We start from the raw sequence: 19687 nt of genomic DNA on the forward strand, positions 1-19687 counted from the left end.
CTGTTTTAACCCTATGCCACCACAAAGCTTTGCAACAGCCTGAACAGTTCCTTGGACAGGCGGTGAATATCCTCCGCTTGCCCTGCCACATGGCGGATGGCCGCATCCTGCTGCAGGGAGGTAGAGTTGACCTCCTGGACGCCTGCCGCCGTTTCCTGGGCTACCGCCGCTACCTGCTGGAAGGATTCCACCAGCTCCCGGCATTTCATCCGGATGGTGTCCACTTTCCCGTTAACCTGCTCCATGCGGGACGAAACCTCCGCGGCGGAGCCGGCAATCGCCGTAAAGGAACCAAGACAGTTGACCACCTGGCTGTTCTGCTTCAGGATCATTTGCTGGCTCTCGGAAAGCTTGTCCCCCAGCGCCGCAATTTCTCCGCTCAACCCTCCGATAATCTGCTCTATGTTCCTCGACTGCTCGCTGGTATGTAAAGACAGAACCCGCACCTCCTCGGCAATTACCGAAAATCCCTTGCCGTACGTGCCTGCCCGCGCCGCTTCAATGGCGGCGTTCAACGATAGAATATTGGTTTGCGAAGCAATCTCCCCGATGGTCTCCACAATCGCTCCGATCTTCGAGGAGTGCTGGGAGAGACCCGCCATGGATTGCTGCACCTCCATAAGCAGCTCTTCCGTTTGCATGGAAGCCTTCTGCAGCGCCTCAATGGAGGCTTGGCCGTTCTTGGTGTTCTGCTCCGAGGTTTTGCCGCTTTGGCTCATCATCCGGGCATATTCCCAGATATCGCCGATTTCCCGCTCCAGCTGATCCAGAATGCCTGCGCTGTCCTCAGCCTGCTGGGCCTGCTGCCCGGCGCCCTTGGCAATGTCCTGGATGGCCGTAAGAATATGGGCATTGGCTGCGGCAGTATCCTGGGAATAACGCTGGAATTGCCCGGAATGCTCGTCTAAGGAGGTAGCGGCGGCTTTGGTTTCCACCACCATATCCCGCACCTTGTCCACCATCGTATCGAAGGCGCGGCTTAACTGACCCAGCTCATCCTGGGAGGCGGAGTTGATTTTGTGGGACAGGTTCCCTTCTGCGATGACGGAAACCGCGTTTTGGAGTCTTCGGATGCTGCGGCCGAAATAGAGAATAATAACGATGGCAACGGTAGCGCCCAGGGCGATCGCCAGCAGGGAGTAGAGCCACATGGAGGAAGCGCTTTGATCCAGGGTTTCCCGTGAGACAGCCATAGCCGCTTCGGCATCCTGACTGAAGGCGGCGTAGAACTGGTCGGTCAGTGTAAAAATTTTGTCCCGCTGCTTCTGGGTTTCTTCATACAGGTGCTGGGTATTCATCTGTTTTTCCACATCTCTTAAGTTCGGGTCGGAAATGATGGCGACGGCCTGGTCGAACATATTGAGATAGTCATTGGTGGCCATCACCAGCTGGCTTCTCCATTTCATCTGCTCCTCGGTGGAAGCGGTATCCCCCAATTGCCGGGCTTGCTCCAGAAAAACAGGGCGGGCCTCCTTGTATTTGTCGATAAAGGCCTGTGTGCGGGAAATCATCAATCCGGAAGCAATGTCTTTGATATCCTGGGCCGCACCTTTCAGCTCAAGAGCCTGCATCTGCAGGAGAACCTTGCTGTCCTGGGTCTCCATGTTGGCGCGGATCCGTCCGATTTGCCCGCTATTGATTACCGCCGCCACCACAAAAACGGCAATAATGGCGGCGAAGCCGATCCCCAGGCGCAGCTTTAGGGTCAGCCTCAATCGGGGTAATCTCCCTGCAAAGCGGGGGTTTTGACGAAATAGCATGTGTATGCACCCTCCAACGTTCGAATGAATTACGCTTCAACTATATAGGCGATTTATGAGCGCAAGATCACGGAAATGTAAGGGAATTGTAAAGTCATAAATTTGTCGAATATGCAGAAAAGATCCGGATTTTGTTTTTTTGGGACGAGCGAATCTTTTACACTCCGTTTACGAATCTAGGGTTTCAGGTTAACAAAACGCTGTTACCATGAGTTACAGAAAGATAACACTAAGGAGGACAAAGAGAACATGTCTAAGAAATGGTTGGTACTGATTCTTTCGGCAATGATGATGGTGGGGGTATTGGCGGGATGCGGAGGCAAAGAAGAAGAGACTTCCGGCAGCAGCCCGGCAGCAAGCACAGCAGCATCTGCAAGCGCAGCGGCATCTCCCGCGGCATCCAAGGCTCCTGCGGCTCCTACAGTTGAAGGTACAGTTACAGCTTCCGGCTCCAGCGCCCTGCTGCCCCTGGTAAAGGCTGCCGCTGAAGACTTCATGGCAAAGAACCCGAAGGCCACTGTAAACGTAACTGGCGGCGGTTCCGGCACAGGTTTGAAGAACGTGGCTGACGGTACTTCCAACATCGGCAACTCCGACGTGGCTGCCGGCGACGAATATAAAGACAAGGGTCTGGTTGACCACATTGTATGTCTGGCTCCTTTTGCACTGATCGTGAACAATGACGTTAACATTGACAACCTGACCAAACAACAAGCCACTGACATTTTCAGCGGCAAGATCACCAACTGGAAGGACGTTGGCGGCAAGGACCTGAAGATCACCGTTATCCACCGTCCTGACTCCTCCGGCTCCCGCAAGCTGGTTCAACAAATCGTTCTGGGCACCGCCCAATTCACCAAGGACGGCATCACGCAAGCTGAGTCCGGCGCTATGAAAACTTCCGTAGCTTCCACTTCCGGCGCTATCGGCTATATCGATACTCCTTACATTGACAACACCCTGAAGGCTCTGAAGTATGAAGGCGTAGCATACTCCGCCGAAACCATCAACAACGGCACCTACCCGCTGTTCGGCATTGAGCATATGTACACCAAGGGCGAGCCCACCGGCGCAACCAAGGCGTTCCTGGACTACATCCTGGGCGACGAATACCAAAAGCCCGTTGCCGGCGCAGCCAAGTCCAAGATCGAAGAGCTGGGCTTCCTGCCTGCCACCCTGGCTCCTAAGAAGTAATTTTATAACCACATACAACATCCAAGACAAAGGCTCTACCCACAAGGTGGAGCTTTTGTTATGTATATGTAAACAAAATTTGTATTATCTATGTTGAAATTGTAAAGAAATTCATGCAATAACGTTGAGAAAGGAGCAATTTTCCGATGTTTGCATTCAAAAAGAAAGTATTGGCATTACTGTTATCCGTCCTTATGATTTCTTCATATGTCCCACCACTGCAAATGGTAGCCTCGGCCGATATTCTGCCCCCCCTTCCCCAAGAGAACAGCTCTATCGTTACAAATGATCTTTCCGCTACTATCGCGGGGCAGGATGAGGCGGATAAGGATATTACCGTTACCTTGGCCATATATGGAGCCGCAGCTGCAAGTGTTACGCTATCTGTATACCAGCAGCCGGATCTTTATGAAGAGAAGGCCATGGCCGATAACGGCAGCGGCGTTTTTTCCGCCACATTGAAGAGAACGGACATATGGACCGATTCCCTGGGCTGGCAGGTGAAGGTGAAATACGAGGATGGCGGAGAAGCGTCTACACCGTATACGGAAACCAAAATCAAAAGCGCAGTGGGCAGCCAGGACTCCTCGCCGCTTCTGATTACAGAGATTGTTCCGACAGCTACAGCCGGCTACCATTATACCTATGTGGAGGTCTACAACAACTCCGACAAGGACATCGATCTGCGGGATTATACCGTGTACAATACATATCCCTCCGGGAAAAACGGGGTGGAATGGAGTTTTGACGGTAAAAACAATCCATGGAATACAGGCTACCATCCGGCTGAAAGTATTATGCTGCCGGCGGGAAAAACGATCATTCTCTGGCCGACCACTTATAACAGTCCAGCACATACTGTTGCGGATTTCAATAATTTTTATGGAACGAACGTAGCAGCAAAGGATATTGTAAAGGTAAATCATGGCGGCATTCATACCACTGAGCAGCGTTCCTTTCGCATCGGCAAAAGTCTGGATTCCATCATCGCAACCAGTGTAAGCAATGACGGCAATGTACAGGATAATCCCGATAAAAATGTAAATACAAGATACTCCAATCAGTATACCTACCGCCTGAACGGAAAAACCGGCTACAAATTCACGAAAACCGGAGCACCCAGCCCCGGCCATGTGGACAGCTGGCAAATTCCGGACAGTCCGTATCATCTGGACGAACCGGGAACGATTAATCCGATTACCAATGAGGATCTGATCTTCAAAGCGGAGTACGGCATTGATGATGATGTTGCAATTTCAGCCAGAGTCACCGGCAGTGCGGCTGCAGGGACTTCTATCAAGGCCGATCTGTATTATAAGCAAGCCGGCAGTGATTTCAAGCGGCTGGAAATGGCGAAAGCGTCCAATGACCCGGATGCTCCTTACACAGTTACCATTGACCGCCAGCTGCTTTGGACAAGCAGCTTCAGTTGGTATATAGAGGCCTATGACGGAATAAACCGTGTAAAAAGTGCGGAGAAAACCAGCACGGTGGAGCTGGATTACAGCAATCTGCCGCCGCTGATTTTTACGGAGGCAGTGCCGGTGTATAAAAGCGGGCATCAGCTCACTTATGCGGAAGTTTACAATAACTCGGACAGTCCGATCAATATGGGCTATTATAATCTGTACTATCAATACCTGGACAGCACCACAGCGCCTAAGACCTGGATCATTTCCACACCTGAGGTAAACCTTGAACCCGGGAAAACTCTGGTGTTATGGCTGAGCAACAATGGTACTACATCAGTGGCCGACTTCAATGCCGCTTACGGCACAAATCTGGAGCTGAACAAGGATATCGTCCGGATCGACTATTCCGGCTTCCATGCCAGCAACTGGCGGCGCTTGAGTATCGGGACTTCGCTGGATACGGCTTTTACCCATGCGGAATTTAACGAAAACAATGTAGCCGATACTGCCAGCGGCAGCGGACGGTCAGTGCAGTACACCTTCCCCAGGGATCCCGCCAAGCCGGGCAAAAGCTTAAAGGTCAGCAATCAGACGGGCCAAACTCCCGGCCGCGTAGAGGATTGGCAGGTTCCTCCGGCGGACAAGAGGGTGCATTTTCAAGGGTACCTCGGCTATACGGATAACGGCTCATCCCCTGTGATCTCAGAAGAAAACGTTCCGGAAAAAGTGAATGAAGGGGAAGAGTATTTCGCTTCATTCAATGTATCCGACAGCATCGGGCTGGTCGGAATGACCATCGGATACCGCTTCGATAATGAAACCAGCTTCAAAACCGTATATGAAAAAACACAGCGGGTAAAAGGTAAATATTTCGCCCGGATTCCTGCCACCGAAATTCTGAAGCACAATGAAATTACATTCTATGTGGAAGGATATAACCTGTTCCGCAAAACCAGAACGGAAAAAACCTATACGGTTACAATCAATCGATTGAATAAAGGCGGCTTGCGGTTGAATGTGGTGAAAGACCAGTTTATCTCGGGCGTCAAAACCATTACAGCCAATAATGCCGGCGGAAAAAATGATCTTACAAAAATCCTTGTGGACGGCAATGAGGTACCGGTCAACCCGGTACTGGAGAATGGAGCGTATCTCTCCCTCGACACGGCCGGTCAGAATAACTATTTCAAAAATGCCGTAACGGCGCCATATGGCGGAAATGACAGAGAGCTTGTTTCCTACCTGGGCAGGTGGACCAACCTTAGCTCCCGCGCCATTCTAATCGACAACAAGTATTTCCAAGCGGAGGAGAACGGCGATTATACCGTCAAGCTGACCGTGTGGGCGGGAGGCCAGGGTACTCCATTCGAGGACATATACAAGCCGGATGTAAACCGTGAGGACTTCACAGTTATGAATGTGAAGCTGGTGCTGGCCAACGGGGAGGAATTCACTGCCGCAAGGGCGGTGCAGGATTACCGTTATTCCGGCGACAGCTTTTACCTTGATGTGAACAACCCTGCTTTCAGCAAGGTTTACAGTGTCGGAGATTCGAAAAACGGCAAGATGGCTCCCAGCCTGGATTTATATTTTACCATTCCGAAGGAGAAGCTGACCGCTGTGGGTTATGCGCTGGATAGCACAACTTTGGCGGATGGTGTGCATACGATCACGGCAGTTTCCGGAGAGACTCCCAAAGCCAATCCTGTAAATGCTGAGGTTATGGTAGACAATACAGCGCCTGTGATTCATATCGGGATCGAACCGGATGCGGTTGTTTCGGGAACTCTTGTGATTGACCCTGTAATTACCGATAACGACAATACCAAAATTAATCCGGACATTGTAACACTGGACGGTACTCCTATCAGTATCCCCTATTCCATACCCACAAGAGAGCTTGTGTCAGGCATCCATACGCTATACGTATCCGCTCTGGATATGGCCGATAATGAGGCGGAGAAGACCATTACCTTTAAGACGGATACGAAGGATCCTGCCGGTGTAAAGGTCCAAACCGGCGAGGTTTCACAGTACCGGGCCAAGCTTTCCGCCACTGTGGAAGAGCTCAACGGCGACAGCGCCAAGGTGGAGTTCTTGAAGGGGCGCATTCTGACGGTAGAAAACGGGGACATTGCCATGTCGGGAGGCGTTGGCAAGGGAAATATTGAGGTTGTCAAAGGAGACGCAACAACAACCGTTATTTCGCCGGAGGGCGATCTGCCTTATCAATTGTTCCAGGTCAAGGTCGGCAATCTGAACGAGGATGACCGGGTTTCTGCCAACTGGAACGGGGCAGCGAGCTATGCCGACAACTCCCGCGCACTTTCCATGTATGTGCTTAATCTTGCGACCAACAGGTGGGAGCTGTTGGGCCGTGCGGATGAGAACGGGAGTATTGTCGCATCGTTTGCCGCAAAGGATCGCGTGGAAAACGGGAACGCTGTGCTGCTGGTGCAATGCCGGGCGGATGACAACCCCAGCCTCCAGACTCAGGAGGCAAAGGCCGCGGCGGTGAGTACCCAAGCCTCCGGGTGGGATGGCACCGGACGTCCGGACAGCTACGACTTCTCCTTCGCCTGGATAACCGATACCCAGTATTATACGGAGAGCTGGCCGCATCATTATCTGCAGCAGAACCAGTGGATTGTGGACAATGCGAAGGAGTGGGATATCCGCTATACCATCCATACGGGAGACGTGGTGGATGAATGGGATATGGATTATCAATGGCAGGCTGCGGACAAGGCGATGAAAATTTTTGAAGACAACGGAATGCGTTACGGCGTGCTGGGCGGAAACCATGATGTGGGCTCCGGTCTAGAATACTATGACAACTACTGGAAATATTTCGGCGCAAAGCGGTTTGAAAATGAGGCGATTTACGGTGGCACCTACAAGAATAATTTGGGCCATTATGATCTACTGACAGAGGATGGGCAGGATTTTATTATCCTGTACATGAGCTGGGATATCTATACGGACGAAATCAATTGGATGAACCAGGTGCTGCAGAAGTACAAGGACAGAAAAGCCATCATCGCCACCCACCGGTATACCAATTCCCAGTATACGTCCAGCAATCCCGACGGATTGCTTGATTATCAAGGATATGTGCTGCGGGAGCAGGTGGTTGCCAAGAATCCCAATGTGTTTGCGGTGCTTAACGGACATTATCACGGTGCCTCGATTCAGATCGATGCCTTCGATGACAACAACGATGGAACCAAAGAGCGGCTGGTTTATCAAATCTGCACCGACTATCAGTCGGATGTGGAGGGCGGCTCGCAGTATATCAAGTTCCTGTACTTCGATTTGAAGAACAATAAGGTATACATGAATTCCTACTCGCCTTACCGGGAAGACTTTAACTATTATGATGAGCCCAAGGTGAAGGAATTTACGGCAGGGCTGCAAAAGACGGATTATGATATCTATGAGCTGGATGTAAACTTCGATATAGCGGCCAAAAGTCTGAGCACCAACCGGTTCAGCGCCAGCGTTTATACCCAGGATTCCATCGGAAGCGCAGATACTGTCGCCGGGAAGGCGGAGTTGTACTGGAATGGTTTGAATGCGGGCGCTCCTTATAGCTGGTATGCAAGGGTGACCAACAACAAGGGCGGCGTCGCCGAAACGCCGATTCAAGTGTTCCGTACCGCCGAGGAAACAAGCGGGGAGGAGTCCGGTCCGAGTCCAAGCCCCGCTCCTGTCGAACCCGGCAAAACTACTGATCCGGCAGCAACGCCGCCGATTGTAAATACCGTTCCCATCAGCATCAACGGCAAAGCGGTGCAGGCGAAGCAAAATGCCGACGGAAGCATTACCTTGAGTGAATCCGAGATTGCCAATGCAGACGGGAGCGGAATAGTTCTGGCTTTGCCTGCGGAGCTGAAATCCGGGCAAAACGGGAATGCCCTGGTAACGGTGCTGAAGAAAGACGGCAGAGAGATTGTGGTTCCCTTCAGTATTTACGGTGACAATGCCATAAAGAGCTTGATCCGGTCACCGGGGGATTACAGCGTCCGCTACAACTTGAAGACCTTTGGCGATATAACGGACCATTGGGCTGAGAAGGATATTGCGTTTGTCACGGCGCGTGAAATCTTCCAGGGTGTAGGAGACAAGGAGTTTGCGCCTGATGTAACTATGACCAGAGCGATGTTTGTCGCAGCTCTTGCCAGATTGGACGGCGCCGATCTATCCGGCTATACCGGCTCGCGGTTCGGGGATGTTGCGGATGGTCAGTGGTACTTGGGGGCTGTTGAATGGGCGACTGAACATAATATTGTAAATGGAGTAAGTGAAACTCAATTTTCACCGGAGGCGCCTGTTACCCGGGAGCAGATGGCTGTTATGCTGCACAACTTTATAAAGGCGAAAGGCCAGGCGCTGAAGGATAAAGCGGAGGCCGGACCGTTCCAGGATTCCGGCACGGTCAGCCCGTGGGCCGCAGATTCGGTGACGGCGCTCCGGCAGGCGGGAGTGATTGACGGTAAGCCGGGCAATATATTCGATCCGCAAGGCATGTCTACCCGGGCCGAGGTATCCTCCATATTTGCACGTTTTATCACCGGGGTGGTTCAATAAATTGCTGCACTGGAACCTCATATAAATAACGGAAGACGGCTGACGGTATGACCCGTCAGCCGTTTTTCGACATATATCCTCCGTGTCGAAATGTTTACACGGCGTTTACAATTCATTAATGATTCCATAACAGTGGTGAATTAGAATGAAGCGAGTAGAGGCGTTATGTATGAAGGAGGGTTTTTAAATTGTCAATCGCAGCGGAGGAAATTCCGGCTACGGATGCCCGTGGGAAAGGCCCCGTATCACGTTGGACCAGGATGCAGCTTGGCGAAGACGCTGTTATGAAATGGGTTTTTATCCTGAGCGCAATCGTTGTGTCCGTTATTATTTTCACCTTGATTTTGTTTGTAGGCTACCAAGGGACACAGACCTTCCGGGAGGTGTCTTTCAGCTCCTTTTTCTTCTCCTTGGACTGGACCCCCAGCGAAGGCAGATTCGGAGCATTTCCGTTTTTCTTCAGCACCATGGTGCTGACTCTGCTGTCCGTGCTGCTGTCCTTGCCCATTGCCCTGGGCGGCGCCGTATTTATGGCCAAGATTGCCCCCCAGTGGATGCGGGAAATTCTACGTCCGGTGACGGATTTGTTCGTGGGAATCCCCTCTGTTGTGTACGGCTTTATCGGCATGACCGTGATTGTGCCGTTTTTGCATAAACTATTTCCGAGCACGGTTGGTTACGGCATTCTGCCCGCGGCGATTATTCTGGCGGTCATGATTATGCCCACTATTTTGTCCATATCCGAGGACGCTATCCGCTCCTTGCCTATCCGGCTGGAGGAGGCCTCTCTGGCCCTGGGGGCCACCCGCTGGCAGACCATCTGGAAGGTGCTGCTGCCTGCCTCCCGTCCCGGCGTCATTACTGCCGTTATTCTGGGCATGGGACGGGCTATCGGCGAAACCATGGCGGTGTTCATGGTCATCGGGAACTCTCCGCAGATGCCCAAGTCCCTTCTGGATTCCACAACGGTTCTGACCACCGCTATCGTCAAAGACATGCCCTCCACCTTTTACGGGACGGCCTGGAACAATGCGCTGTACCTGATGGCGCTGATGCTGCTTTTAATCTCCCTTGCGCTGATCATCGGCATCCGCGTTCTGGCCAAAAGGAGTGAAGTGAAATGATGAACACCACCCCATCCAAGGTTGCAGAGCGCAATAAATTATTCGACAAAGCGGCAACGGTTACGCTGTGGGGAATCGGCTTTCTGATTATTGTGATTCTCGGTTGGTTCCTGTATAAGATTCTCGGTCCCGGCCTGAAGCATCTGACCCCCAGCTTTATTTTCGGCAAACCCAGCGAGGTGAGAGCAGGCGGAGGCGTCGGCCCCATGTTGTTCAACTCCTTTTACATCCTGTTTCTGTCCATGGCCGTATCCCTGCCCATCGGCTTCGGAGCGGGGATTTATCTGGCCATCTATGCCAAGAACAACCGCTTTACCAACCTGATCCGTATTTCCGTAGAGGCGTTGTCCTCCGTTCCGTCCATTGTCTTCGGTCTGTTCGGCTATCTGGTCTTCGTGAACTGGATGGGGATGAAGTTCTCCATTATCGCCGGCTCCCTGAGCCTGGCCCTGCTGAATCTGCCGGTTCTGGTGCGGAATACCGAGGAAGCGCTGCGCGCAGTGCCCGATTCGTACTGGGAGGCCTCCCTGGCGCTGGGCTCCACCCGCTGGCAGGCCATCCGCAAGGTAATGCTGCCCGCGGCGCTGCCCGCTTTGATCACCGGCATTACGCTGGTATCCGGACGGGCTTTAGGCGAGTCGGCTATTCTGATCTACACCTCCGGCGTGTCCGTGTCCAGGCACTTCCCGGATTTCAGCTTGTCCGCCATGGGGGAGACCCTGTCGGTCCATCTCTGGTACGTGCAAGCCTCGTCCCTGGTCCCGGACGCCAAGCAAATTGCCCAGGGCAGCGGCGCCCTGCTGGTACTGGTGGTTCTGCTGTTCAACCTGCTGATCGCCGTCCCCAGCCGGATGCTGTCCAAAAAATTCAACGGAGGGAAGTAACCGTCCATGGAGCCTAAAATATCGGTCCGCAATCTGAATCTGTACTACGGCGAGAATCACGCCCTTCACGACATTAATCTGGATATCAAGAAAAATACCATCCACGCCCTGATCGGCCCTTCCGGCTGCGGCAAATCCACCTTTCTCCGGACCCTGAACCGGATGAACGACCTGATTGACAATGTGCGGATTACCGGGGATGTCAATGTGGAAGGTGTCAACATCAACAGCGCCGGCACCGATGTGGTCAGCCTGCGCAAGAAGGTGGGCATGGTCTTCCAGCGCCCCAACCCGTTTCCCATGAGCATCTATGACAATATCGCCTACGGTCCGCGTGTGCATGGCATTAAGAAGAAGAGCATCCTGGACGGCATTGTGGAAAAAAGCCTGAAGCAGGCGGTTCTGTGGGATGAGGTGCATGACCGTCTGGGCAAGTCCGCTTTGGGGCTGTCCGGCGGACAGCAGCAGCGTCTGTGCATCGCCCGGCTTCTGGCCGTGGAGCCCGATGTGCTCCTGATGGATGAGCCGACCTCGGCTCTGGACCCCATCTCCACCCTGAAGGTGGAGGAGCTGTCCCAATCCCTGAAGGAATGGTATACGATTATCATCGTGACCCACAACATGCAGCAGGCGGCGCGGATTTCCGATTTCACTTCGTTTTTTCTGAATGGCTACATGGTCGAAACGGACAATACGGACACGATTTTCACCACGCCCCGGGATCAGCGTACCGAGGATTACATCACAGGCCGTTTCGGTTAAAACTATTGATCATAAAAGGGGGTGCCCAGGGTGGATACCAGAACGAATTACCATCAATCCTTGAAGGATATGCAGAATCTCCTGATGCATATGGGAGCAACCGTGGAGAGACAAATTTTCAGAGCGGTGGATTCCCTGAAAAATTTGGATGCTGCGCTGGCTCAGAGCATTATTGATGAGGATGATGCGCTGGATCAAATGATGCTGGATGTGGAGGACCGCTGCCTGCGCCTGGTTGCGCTGCAGCAGCCCATGGCCGGAGACCTGCGGATCATTACCATGGCTGGCAAGCTGGCGGTGGATCTGGAGCGGATTGCCGATCATGCGGTGGACATCGCCAAAATTACCCGGCGTCTGGCAGGGGAAGAGCTGCTTAAGCCCATTGTGGATTTGCCCCGGATGGCCGACCTGTGCATCAAGATGCTGCAGGAGAGCCTGCTGGCGTACACCGAGGGCAATGTGAACCGGGCTGCCTACATGGCGGAACTGGACGACGAGGTGGACAGAATCTACAGCACCGTGCTGAACGAAGTGATGCCCATGATGAGCAATGACGTGGCCCGCAACAGGCAGCTGATGCAGCTGATGATGGCCGCCCACTATCTGGAGCGGGTGGCGGATCATGCCACCAATATTGGCGAAGGCGTCATCTTCATGGTGACCGGCAAGCGGAAGGACCTGAACAAATAGCAATATTTACATGAATTTGACCTTTTCCTAATCCATTCGACATTTTTCGATGTTACGATGGAGGGGAAAAGGTTTTTTTACATAAGCGGGGGACGGATGGAATGATGGAGCTGGAGAAACTTCGGGAATGGTCTGATGAACTATTCAGACAAGACAGCAAAAAGCTTGCGGGCCTGATCTATGTGGATGTTGTGGAATATGCGGGGCTTGTGCGGATTCTGGGCCCGGAGAAATGCGGCCGGATGATTAAGGAAGCGGGAGAGGCGCTTCGCGGGCTTCAGGGGGAGTGGCCGGAAATCCGCCAGTTCCGCCGGATGGGGGATGATTGGCTGATTTTTGCCGAATTGGAGGAGCAGGAGCCCGCTTCCGCCGGGTACCGGCTCAAACGGCTGGCGGAGGATGTGAACGCCCGGCTGACCGCCATGTTTGACGCCGGGCAAAATCAACGGGGCTATCCGCTGTACACAGGCTGCTCCCTGATCGCTCCCGGCGAGCTGCAGAGCGGGGAAGCCCGTCTGGTCTCCGCTCTGAAGCGGGCCATGCGGAACATGCATACGCCGCTTCCCGCTCCTTTTGACCGGGAGAAGGATGAGGCCTTCCGCATGATCCTGGCCACACGCAACATCCGCTCCGTGTACCAGCCCATTGTTTCGCTGCAGGATGCCGCCGTCTTGGGCTATGAAGCCTTGACCCGCGGGCCGCAGGAGAGCCTGTTCTCCTCCCCGTTGGAGCTTTTTGGCTTCGCCGAAGCCCGCGGCGAGCTCTATGCCTTGGACCGGCTGGCCCGGGAAAAAGCTATCGAGGGCTGCAGCGGACTGGGCAAGGATCAGCGGGTGTTCATCAACATCCCCGCCCAGGTGATCCATGACCCGCAATTCGCTCCCGGGGCCACATTGGAGATTCTCCGCCGCCGCGGCATCCAGCCCCGCAATGTGGTGCTGGAGCTGACGGAGCGCAGCTCCATTGAGGATTTTGCCACAGCGAAGCTGCTGCTCCAGCATTACCGGAATCAGGGGTACCAGATTGCCATCGACGACGCCGGGGCAGGCTACTCCTCCCTGCAGGCCATCGCCGAGCTGAAGCCGGATTTTATCAAGGTGGACCGGTCGCTGATCGAGAATATCCATCTGGACAAAATGAAGGAAACCCTGCTGGAAATCTTCGTTTCCTTCGCGCGGAAGATGAGCATCCGGATCATTGCCGAGGGGATTGAGTGCTGGGAGGAGCTGCAAAAGCTGCGTCAGCTGGGAGTCCATTACGGGCAAGGGTATCTTTTGGGTTATCCCCGGCCGGGGCAGGCGGGGCTGCCGGAGGAGATTGTGTCCAAGGTGAGGCGGATCAGCTATCTCCAGGGGATGGACCGGGTGATGCAGATCGGGGCTTTGGCCTCGCCGGCAAGCAGCTACGAATGCGACACGCCCATCTCCGTTATCGCCGATTATTTCAACCGCAATGAGCATGTGCCGGGAACGGTGATCCTGGACAGGGGCAAGCCCGTTGGGCTGGTGATGCGGGAACGGCTTTTTCAGCAGCTGGCGGGACGGTATGGGGTCTCGCTGTACTGGAGCAGGCCCATCAGCCAGCTGATGGACCGGGCGGCCTTGATTGTGGATGAAATGCTGCCCGTTGAATCCGCCTCCCAGATGGCCATGGCCCGGGAGCTGAAGCGTCTGTACGATCTGGTGATCATCACTACGGGGGAGAAGCTCCTGGGGGTGGCGTCCATCCGCTCGATTCTGGAGAGCATCACCAACGAGCGTATGGAAAACGCCCGGGTGGCCAATCCGCTGACCGGCCTTCCCGGCAATATCCAGATCAGCCGGGAGCTGAACCGGCGGATTCTCGACGGCGTGAAGTTTGTGGTGGTGTACGCGGATTTGGACCATTTCAAGTGGTACAATGACCGCTTCGGCTTTCAAAAAGGGGACGAGATGATCCAGTTGACGGCGGATGTGCTGCAGCAATCCGTTTCCGCCTGCGGCCATCCGCGGGATTTTGTCGGGCATATCGGCGGGGATGACTTTATTGTTATGTCGCAAACCCGGGAGCCGGAGCAGCTGTGCGAGGAGATTATCCGCCGCTTCAGGCTGGGGGTGGAGATGCTCACGGAGGATCTGGGGGAATGGGGGACGGTAACGGACCGGAACAACCGCCCTGTGGACGGAGGCGGCTTGCATCTGTCCTTGTCGCTCCTGATCTGTGAATTCAGGGAACGGATTACCCTGGACTACATTTCCGAGACGGCCGCCGCCTTGAAGAAAAAGGCCAAGTCCACAGCAGGCAGCCTTTACGTGAAGGCCTATCTGTAGCCCTGGCGTCAGCATCGCTACAGCTCGAACAGCGCCAATAGCTCCTCCATGTTTTCCACTACATCGATTCGCATGTTGCCTACCTTGCGGCGGAAGTGCTTCTGCTTGCGTCCGGAACGGAACCAGACGGCATTCATGTGAACATGCACGGCCCCCAGCACATCCTTGGTCCAGGAATTGCCCACCATCACCGCCTGATTGGGGCGGACGCCCATCCGTTCCAGGGCATGGCGGAAGATCAGAGGATCGGGCTTGCGGCAGCCCAGGGCCCCGGAGAAAAACATATTCTCCTCCCGGATCGGGGGGATTTGACCGGCCGCCCGGAGACGTGCGGTCTGTTTGGTCTGGATGCCGTTGGAGATAATGCCGAGCCGGTACTTTTGGGACAGAGCGGACAGGGCCTTGGCGGTTCCGGGAAACAATACCGGCGACCGTTCCTGGGCTTCCGCCACTTTCCCGAAAAAGCCCTCCAGCGCTGTATCCCCCAGGCGGAAGCCATGCTTTTTCAGGGCTGCCGCCAGTGCCGCCGGATTGCGCTTGACCTGCTCGCTCCAGAAATCCCGCCTGTTTCCGGGAGGGCGCAGCGCCTTTTGCTCCGCCTGAAAGGTGGTCCAGATGTCCTGCCAGTCCGCCGTATCCCCATCCCGGGCAAGCCGCCCCGAAAAGTCCTCCCATACGCTCCGGAAGGCCTGCTTGAAGGAACTGGTCGGGTCCAGCAGCGTTTCGTTCACATCAAAAAATACAACCTTGATCCGCTCCGGCGTGAAGGAAGCTTTGTGCATCTTCGTCTCACCGCCTTTACCTGTATTCACCTGGCCGCCGCTGCACGCAAAACGCAAATCTGCGGCTGGAAGCTCTATAACCAGCATATGCGCCGCAAGCCTGTATTATTTGGAAGGAAGCGGATTTTGGGCAAATCAAAACATCCCCCAAAAGTGACGTAATGCTTTGAAGCGGAATCCGGGTACTTTTTTGGGGGAGCCCCCAAATGAAAAAGACCGCTGCGGGGCGCAACGGTCTTGTCAGCGGGAGAGGCCTGCCGCCTGTTCCCTGTCCCGGGCTGGGGCCGGCGCGGGCTGGAGAAGCTCCAGGTCGGAGATTTGCAGGGCGCCGGCAATCCGCTCCCCTTCCATCACCAGCACCGGGTCGCGGCGGAGGATCTTGTGGCGGTTTTCCGCATGCTGGAGCACCTCTTCGGGTTCAGCGTGAAGATCGGCCACCAGAGAGGGGGCGGACATCATGTTTTGGACGGGCTGACGGAGCAGATAGCCCATGTTGCGGCTGGCAGTCAGCAGATGAAAAAAGCGGTTGTAGACAATAATTCCGGCCGGGCGGCCCACACGGTCCACTACGGCGATGCAGCCGGCGTCGGGATAGCGGAACATCAGGGCTTCGGCTTGGGAGCAGGGCTCGGAGAGCTCCATCTGGGGAACCGGGCGGAGGATGCCCTTCAATTTGCTGGTATATGCCATCATTGTCCATCTCCTTTGGGGTTAGATGCGGCGAGTGTGTCTGATTTCATTGTAGCTCCCGTCCGTTAAACCATAAGCCGGGATAAGTCAAGGCAATGTAAAGTTTCCGGCGGGGTGCGGAAATATGCTGCCAGGTTGGGCAGGGTATTTGCGAAAAGGCGGGTGTGTGGGAAGGAGCAACTGGTGCGGGAAGGGCCAGTGGGTGCGAAAGGAAGCAGCGGTTGCGGGAAGGGCCAGTGGGTGCGAAAGGAACCAGCAGATGCGCTAAAGGAACAACGGAGGCGAAAGGAACCAGAAAACTCGGAAAATGTAAGCGCCATAAAATGTATGTTAATTAGCTAATTTAATGCTTTTGGCGGGTTTAACGTACATAAAATGTATGCTATCCGTTTGTTGCAGGGCTCCAAGAGCCATTTTGAAGGGAATAGCATACAAAACATATATGCTATTTTGGGGAAAACAGCACTTTTCCGCGGATAGCATACATTTGTTGTACGCTATCATCCGTGGAGAGGGATAACGGGCAGGAGGGTGATAGACGGGAGGGGTGCCGGACAGGAGGAGTGCCGGACAGTTGCGCGTTCCTGCTCCATCCGCTATAATGCAGCTTCCGGACAGGCCGCGGTTTCGGCAGGCATCATTTTTTGGTATGATAGGAGAAGCAAGCTGGAACTATTCTTTCGGATGCACGCAAACTATGCGGCCCGCACCCAATCTGCCAGAATGAGGTGTTCTCGAAGCTATGTCCAAACTGATCATCATAGACGGCAACAGTATCGCCAGCCGCGCCTTCTACGCGCTGCCCCTGCTTTCCAATTCACAAGGCCTGCACACCAATGCAGTCTTCGGTTTTACCACCATGCTGCTGAAGCTGCTGGAGGACCACAAGCCCACCCACTTTCTGGTGGCCTTCGATGCCGGCAAGGTCGTCTTCCGGCATAAGGATTATGCCGAATACAAGGGCGGGCGGCTCAAAACCCCGCCGGAGCTGTCGGAGCAATTCCCGCTGATTCGGGATATGCTGGAGGCCTTCGGCATCCGCAAATTTGAGCTGGAGGGTTATGAGGCCGACGATATTATCGGCACCCTGACCCTGGCTGCGGCGGAGCTTCCCGGAATGGAAGTGATGGTGGTCACCGGCGATAAGGATATGCTGCAGCTGGCCACCGATCAGGTGACTATCGCCCTGACCCGCAAGGGCATCAGCGAGATGGAGCTGTACGGTCCGGAGGAAATCAAGGAGAAATACGGCCTGACCCCCAAGCAGATCATTGATCTGAAGGGGCTGATGGGCGATTCCTCCGACAATATTCCCGGCATCCCCGGCGTCGGGGAAAAAACCGCACTGAAATTCCTCCACCAATACGGCAGTGTGGAGGAAGTGCTGGCCCATGCGGATGAGCTTACCGGCAAGATGAAGGAAAAGGTCAAGGAAAATGCGGACAGCGCCCGCATGAGCAAGGAGCTGGCCACCATCTTCCGCCAGGTGCCCATGGAGCTGGACTGGGACGCCATGGGCTATACGGGCAGCGATTCCGCTGCATTGGCGGCGGCCTTCCGCAAGCTGGAGTTCAAGTCCCTGCTGGAGAAGCTGGATCTCTCCGGCGCGCCCCAGTCGGAGGCCCAAGCCTCCGGTGAGGCGGGCACAGGGGCTGCGGAGCTGAAGGCCACAGCCCTCTCCGCAGAAACGCTGGGTGAGCTGAAGGAGGCGCTGGACGGCATCTCCGCTGTCCACGTGGAGGTATACGGGGACAATCCGCACCTGGCGTCTGTTGTGGGAGCGGCGTTTTATCATAAGGATGGCTTCGGCTTCTATGTGCCCTTCGTCGTTCTCCAGTCGGAGGAAGCGGGTTTCCTGCGGGCCTGGCTGGCCGATGCCGCCAAGGAAAAAAGCATCTTCGACCTTCACCGGGCGGAGCTTGCCCTTCATTGGGCAGGCATTCCGGTGGCGGGCTTTACCTTCGATGTTCACCTGGCGGCCTATCTTCTCGACCCTACCGAATCCACGCTGACCCTCCATGCGTTGGCGGCCAAATACGGCCAGCCCTCCATTCAGGAGGACGAGCAGGTTTTCGGCAAAGGGGCCAAGTATCATCTGCCTGACGAAAATACCGTCGCCGCCCATCTGTGCCGCAAGGCGGCGGCTGTTCACGGATTGGCAGGCAGGCTCCAGAGCGAGCTGAAGCGGCTGGAGATGAACAAGCTGTATTACGAGCTGGAGCATCCGCTCTCCGGGGTGCTGGCCGGTATGGAAAAGCAGGGCATCCGCACGGACGCGGATAATCTGAAGGAGCTGGGAGCGGAATTCACCGCCCAGTTGGAAGGGCTTATCCAGCATATCTATGAGCTGGCCGGCGGCCCCTTCAACCTCAATTCCCCCAAGCAGCTGGGAGAGGTGCTGTTCGAGCGGCTTGGCCTGTCCACCGTAGGCGTAAAAAAGAACAAAACCGGCTTTTCCACCGATGCCGATGTGCTGGAAAAGCTCAGCTCCAAGCATGATGTGGTCCGTTATATCCTGGACTATCGCACCTTGGCCAAGCTCCAGTCCACTTACGTGGAGGGGCTTCTGAAGGAAATTCGTCCGGAAACCGGCAAAATCCATACCTATTTCCGCCAGACCATCGCGGCTACCGGCCGGCTGTCCAGCCAATTCCCCAATCTCCAGAACATTCCCATCCGTCTGGAGGAAGGGCGCAAAATCCGCAAGGCCTTTGTGCCTTCGGAGCCCGGCTGGCGCATTCTGGCGGCGGACTACTCGCAGATTGAGCTGCGGGTGCTGGCCCACATCTCCGGCGATGAGAAGCTGATGGACGCGTTCATCCACAATATGGACATCCACACCAAAACCGCCATGGATGTGTTCGGAGTGACCGCCGATCAGGTAACTCCCAACATGCGCCGCCAGGCCAAAGCGGTAAACTTCGGCATTGTCTACGGGATCAGCTCCTACGGCCTGTCGCAGAACCTGGACATCGGCCGGATTGAGGCAGACCGTTTTATTGAAACCTATCTGTCCACCTTCCCCGGCGTCCGCCGGTATATGGACGAGATTATCAAGCAGGCCAAACGGGACGGCTATGTAACCACCCTGCTGGCCCGCCGCCGCTATTTGCCCGAGATTAACGCCTCCAACTACAACCTCCGCTCCTTCGCGGAGCGGACGGCGATGAACACGCCCATCCAGGGGACGGCGGCGGATATTATTAAGCTGGCCATGGTCCGGATGGCCGAGCGGCTGGCGGAAGAGAAGCTGAAGAGCCGGATGCTTCTGCAGGTGCATGACGAGCTTGTTTTCGAGGTGCCGGAGGAGGAGCTGCCCGTTATGCGCAAGCTGGTGCCTGAAGTGATGGAAGCGGCTCTGGAGCTGAAGGTTCCTCTGAAGGCGGATGTAAACGAAGGCGAGAATTGGTACGAGGCAAAATAGTGGGCGTAGAGCCATTGCATCAAGCGGATGCTTACGATGCTGGCTTTCCTTGGGAAAGCCCTTAGG

11 protein-coding genes are annotated in these 19687 nt (G+C 54.9%); 8 read left to right on the forward strand and 3 right to left on the reverse strand.

What is annotated here, in order from left to right; translation table 11 throughout:
• Window positions 1-11 precede the first annotated feature (11 nt).
• Window positions 12-1715 carry a methyl-accepting chemotaxis protein gene (locus DQG13_RS01785; protein WP_181592506.1) on the reverse strand — a complete coding sequence of 568 codons (1704 nt, stop codon included), beginning with the start codon at window positions 1713-1715 and terminating at the stop codon, window positions 12-14.
• Between the two features lie 294 nt (window positions 1716-2009).
• Between DQG13_RS01785 and DQG13_RS01790 the strand changes: the two genes are divergently transcribed.
• From DQG13_RS01790 to DQG13_RS01820, 7 genes are all read left to right on the forward strand, one after another.
• Window positions 2010-2954, forward strand: a complete 945-nt coding sequence (locus DQG13_RS01790) for a phosphate ABC transporter substrate-binding protein (protein WP_113017633.1) — start codon at window positions 2010-2012, stop codon at window positions 2952-2954.
• 146 nt (window positions 2955-3100) lie between these two features.
• Complete coding sequence (locus DQG13_RS01795) at window positions 3101-8956, forward strand: S-layer homology domain-containing protein (RefSeq protein ID WP_113017634.1); 5856 nt, start codon at window positions 3101-3103, stop codon at window positions 8954-8956.
• A 260-nt stretch (window positions 8957-9216) separates the two neighbouring features.
• On the forward strand, window positions 9217-10080 hold the full coding sequence (gene pstC / locus DQG13_RS01800) for a phosphate ABC transporter permease subunit PstC (protein WP_181592513.1): 864 nt from the start codon (window positions 9217-9219) through the stop codon (window positions 10078-10080).
• Complete coding sequence (gene pstA, locus DQG13_RS01805) at window positions 10077-10964, forward strand: phosphate ABC transporter permease PstA (protein ID WP_397333915.1); 888 nt, start codon at window positions 10077-10079, stop codon at window positions 10962-10964. The genes pstC and pstA overlap by 4 nt, the downstream gene beginning before the upstream one ends.
• A 6-nt stretch (window positions 10965-10970) precedes the next feature.
• Entirely contained in the window at window positions 10971-11726 is a 756-nt protein-coding gene (gene pstB / locus DQG13_RS01810; RefSeq protein WP_113017636.1) for a phosphate ABC transporter ATP-binding protein PstB, read from the forward strand.
• Window positions 11727-11756: 30 nt separating this feature from the next.
• The gene (phoU, locus tag DQG13_RS01815; protein WP_113017637.1) at window positions 11757-12416 is read left to right on the forward strand and encodes a phosphate signaling complex protein PhoU; all 660 of its coding nucleotides are present in this window, start codon (window positions 11757-11759) and stop codon (window positions 12414-12416) included.
• Between the two features lie 101 nt (window positions 12417-12517).
• Window positions 12518-14725, forward strand: coding sequence for a GGDEF domain-containing protein (locus DQG13_RS01820; protein ID WP_113017638.1), 2208 nt, complete (start codon window positions 12518-12520; stop codon window positions 14723-14725).
• 17 nt (window positions 14726-14742) lie between these two features.
• On the opposite strand, the gene DQG13_RS01825 is transcribed toward DQG13_RS01820, so the two are convergent.
• The gene (locus DQG13_RS01825; protein ID WP_181592507.1) at window positions 14743-15507 is read right to left on the reverse strand and encodes an HAD family hydrolase; all 765 of its coding nucleotides are present in this window, start codon (window positions 15505-15507) and stop codon (window positions 14743-14745) included.
• Window positions 15508-15747: 240 nt separating this feature from the next.
• Window positions 15748-16200, reverse strand: coding sequence for a CBS domain-containing protein (locus DQG13_RS01830; RefSeq protein ID WP_113017640.1), 453 nt, complete (start codon window positions 16198-16200; stop codon window positions 15748-15750).
• A 739-nt stretch (window positions 16201-16939) separates the two neighbouring features.
• Here DQG13_RS01830 and polA point away from each other — a divergent pair.
• Complete coding sequence (gene polA, locus DQG13_RS01835; RefSeq protein WP_113017641.1) at window positions 16940-19621, forward strand: DNA polymerase I; 2682 nt, start codon at window positions 16940-16942, stop codon at window positions 19619-19621.
• Window positions 19622-19687: the final 66 nt, after the last annotated feature.

The organism is Paenibacillus sp. YN15, assembly GCF_003285005.1.
Taxonomy (GTDB): domain Bacteria; phylum Bacillota; class Bacilli; order Paenibacillales; family NBRC-103111; genus Paenibacillus_AR.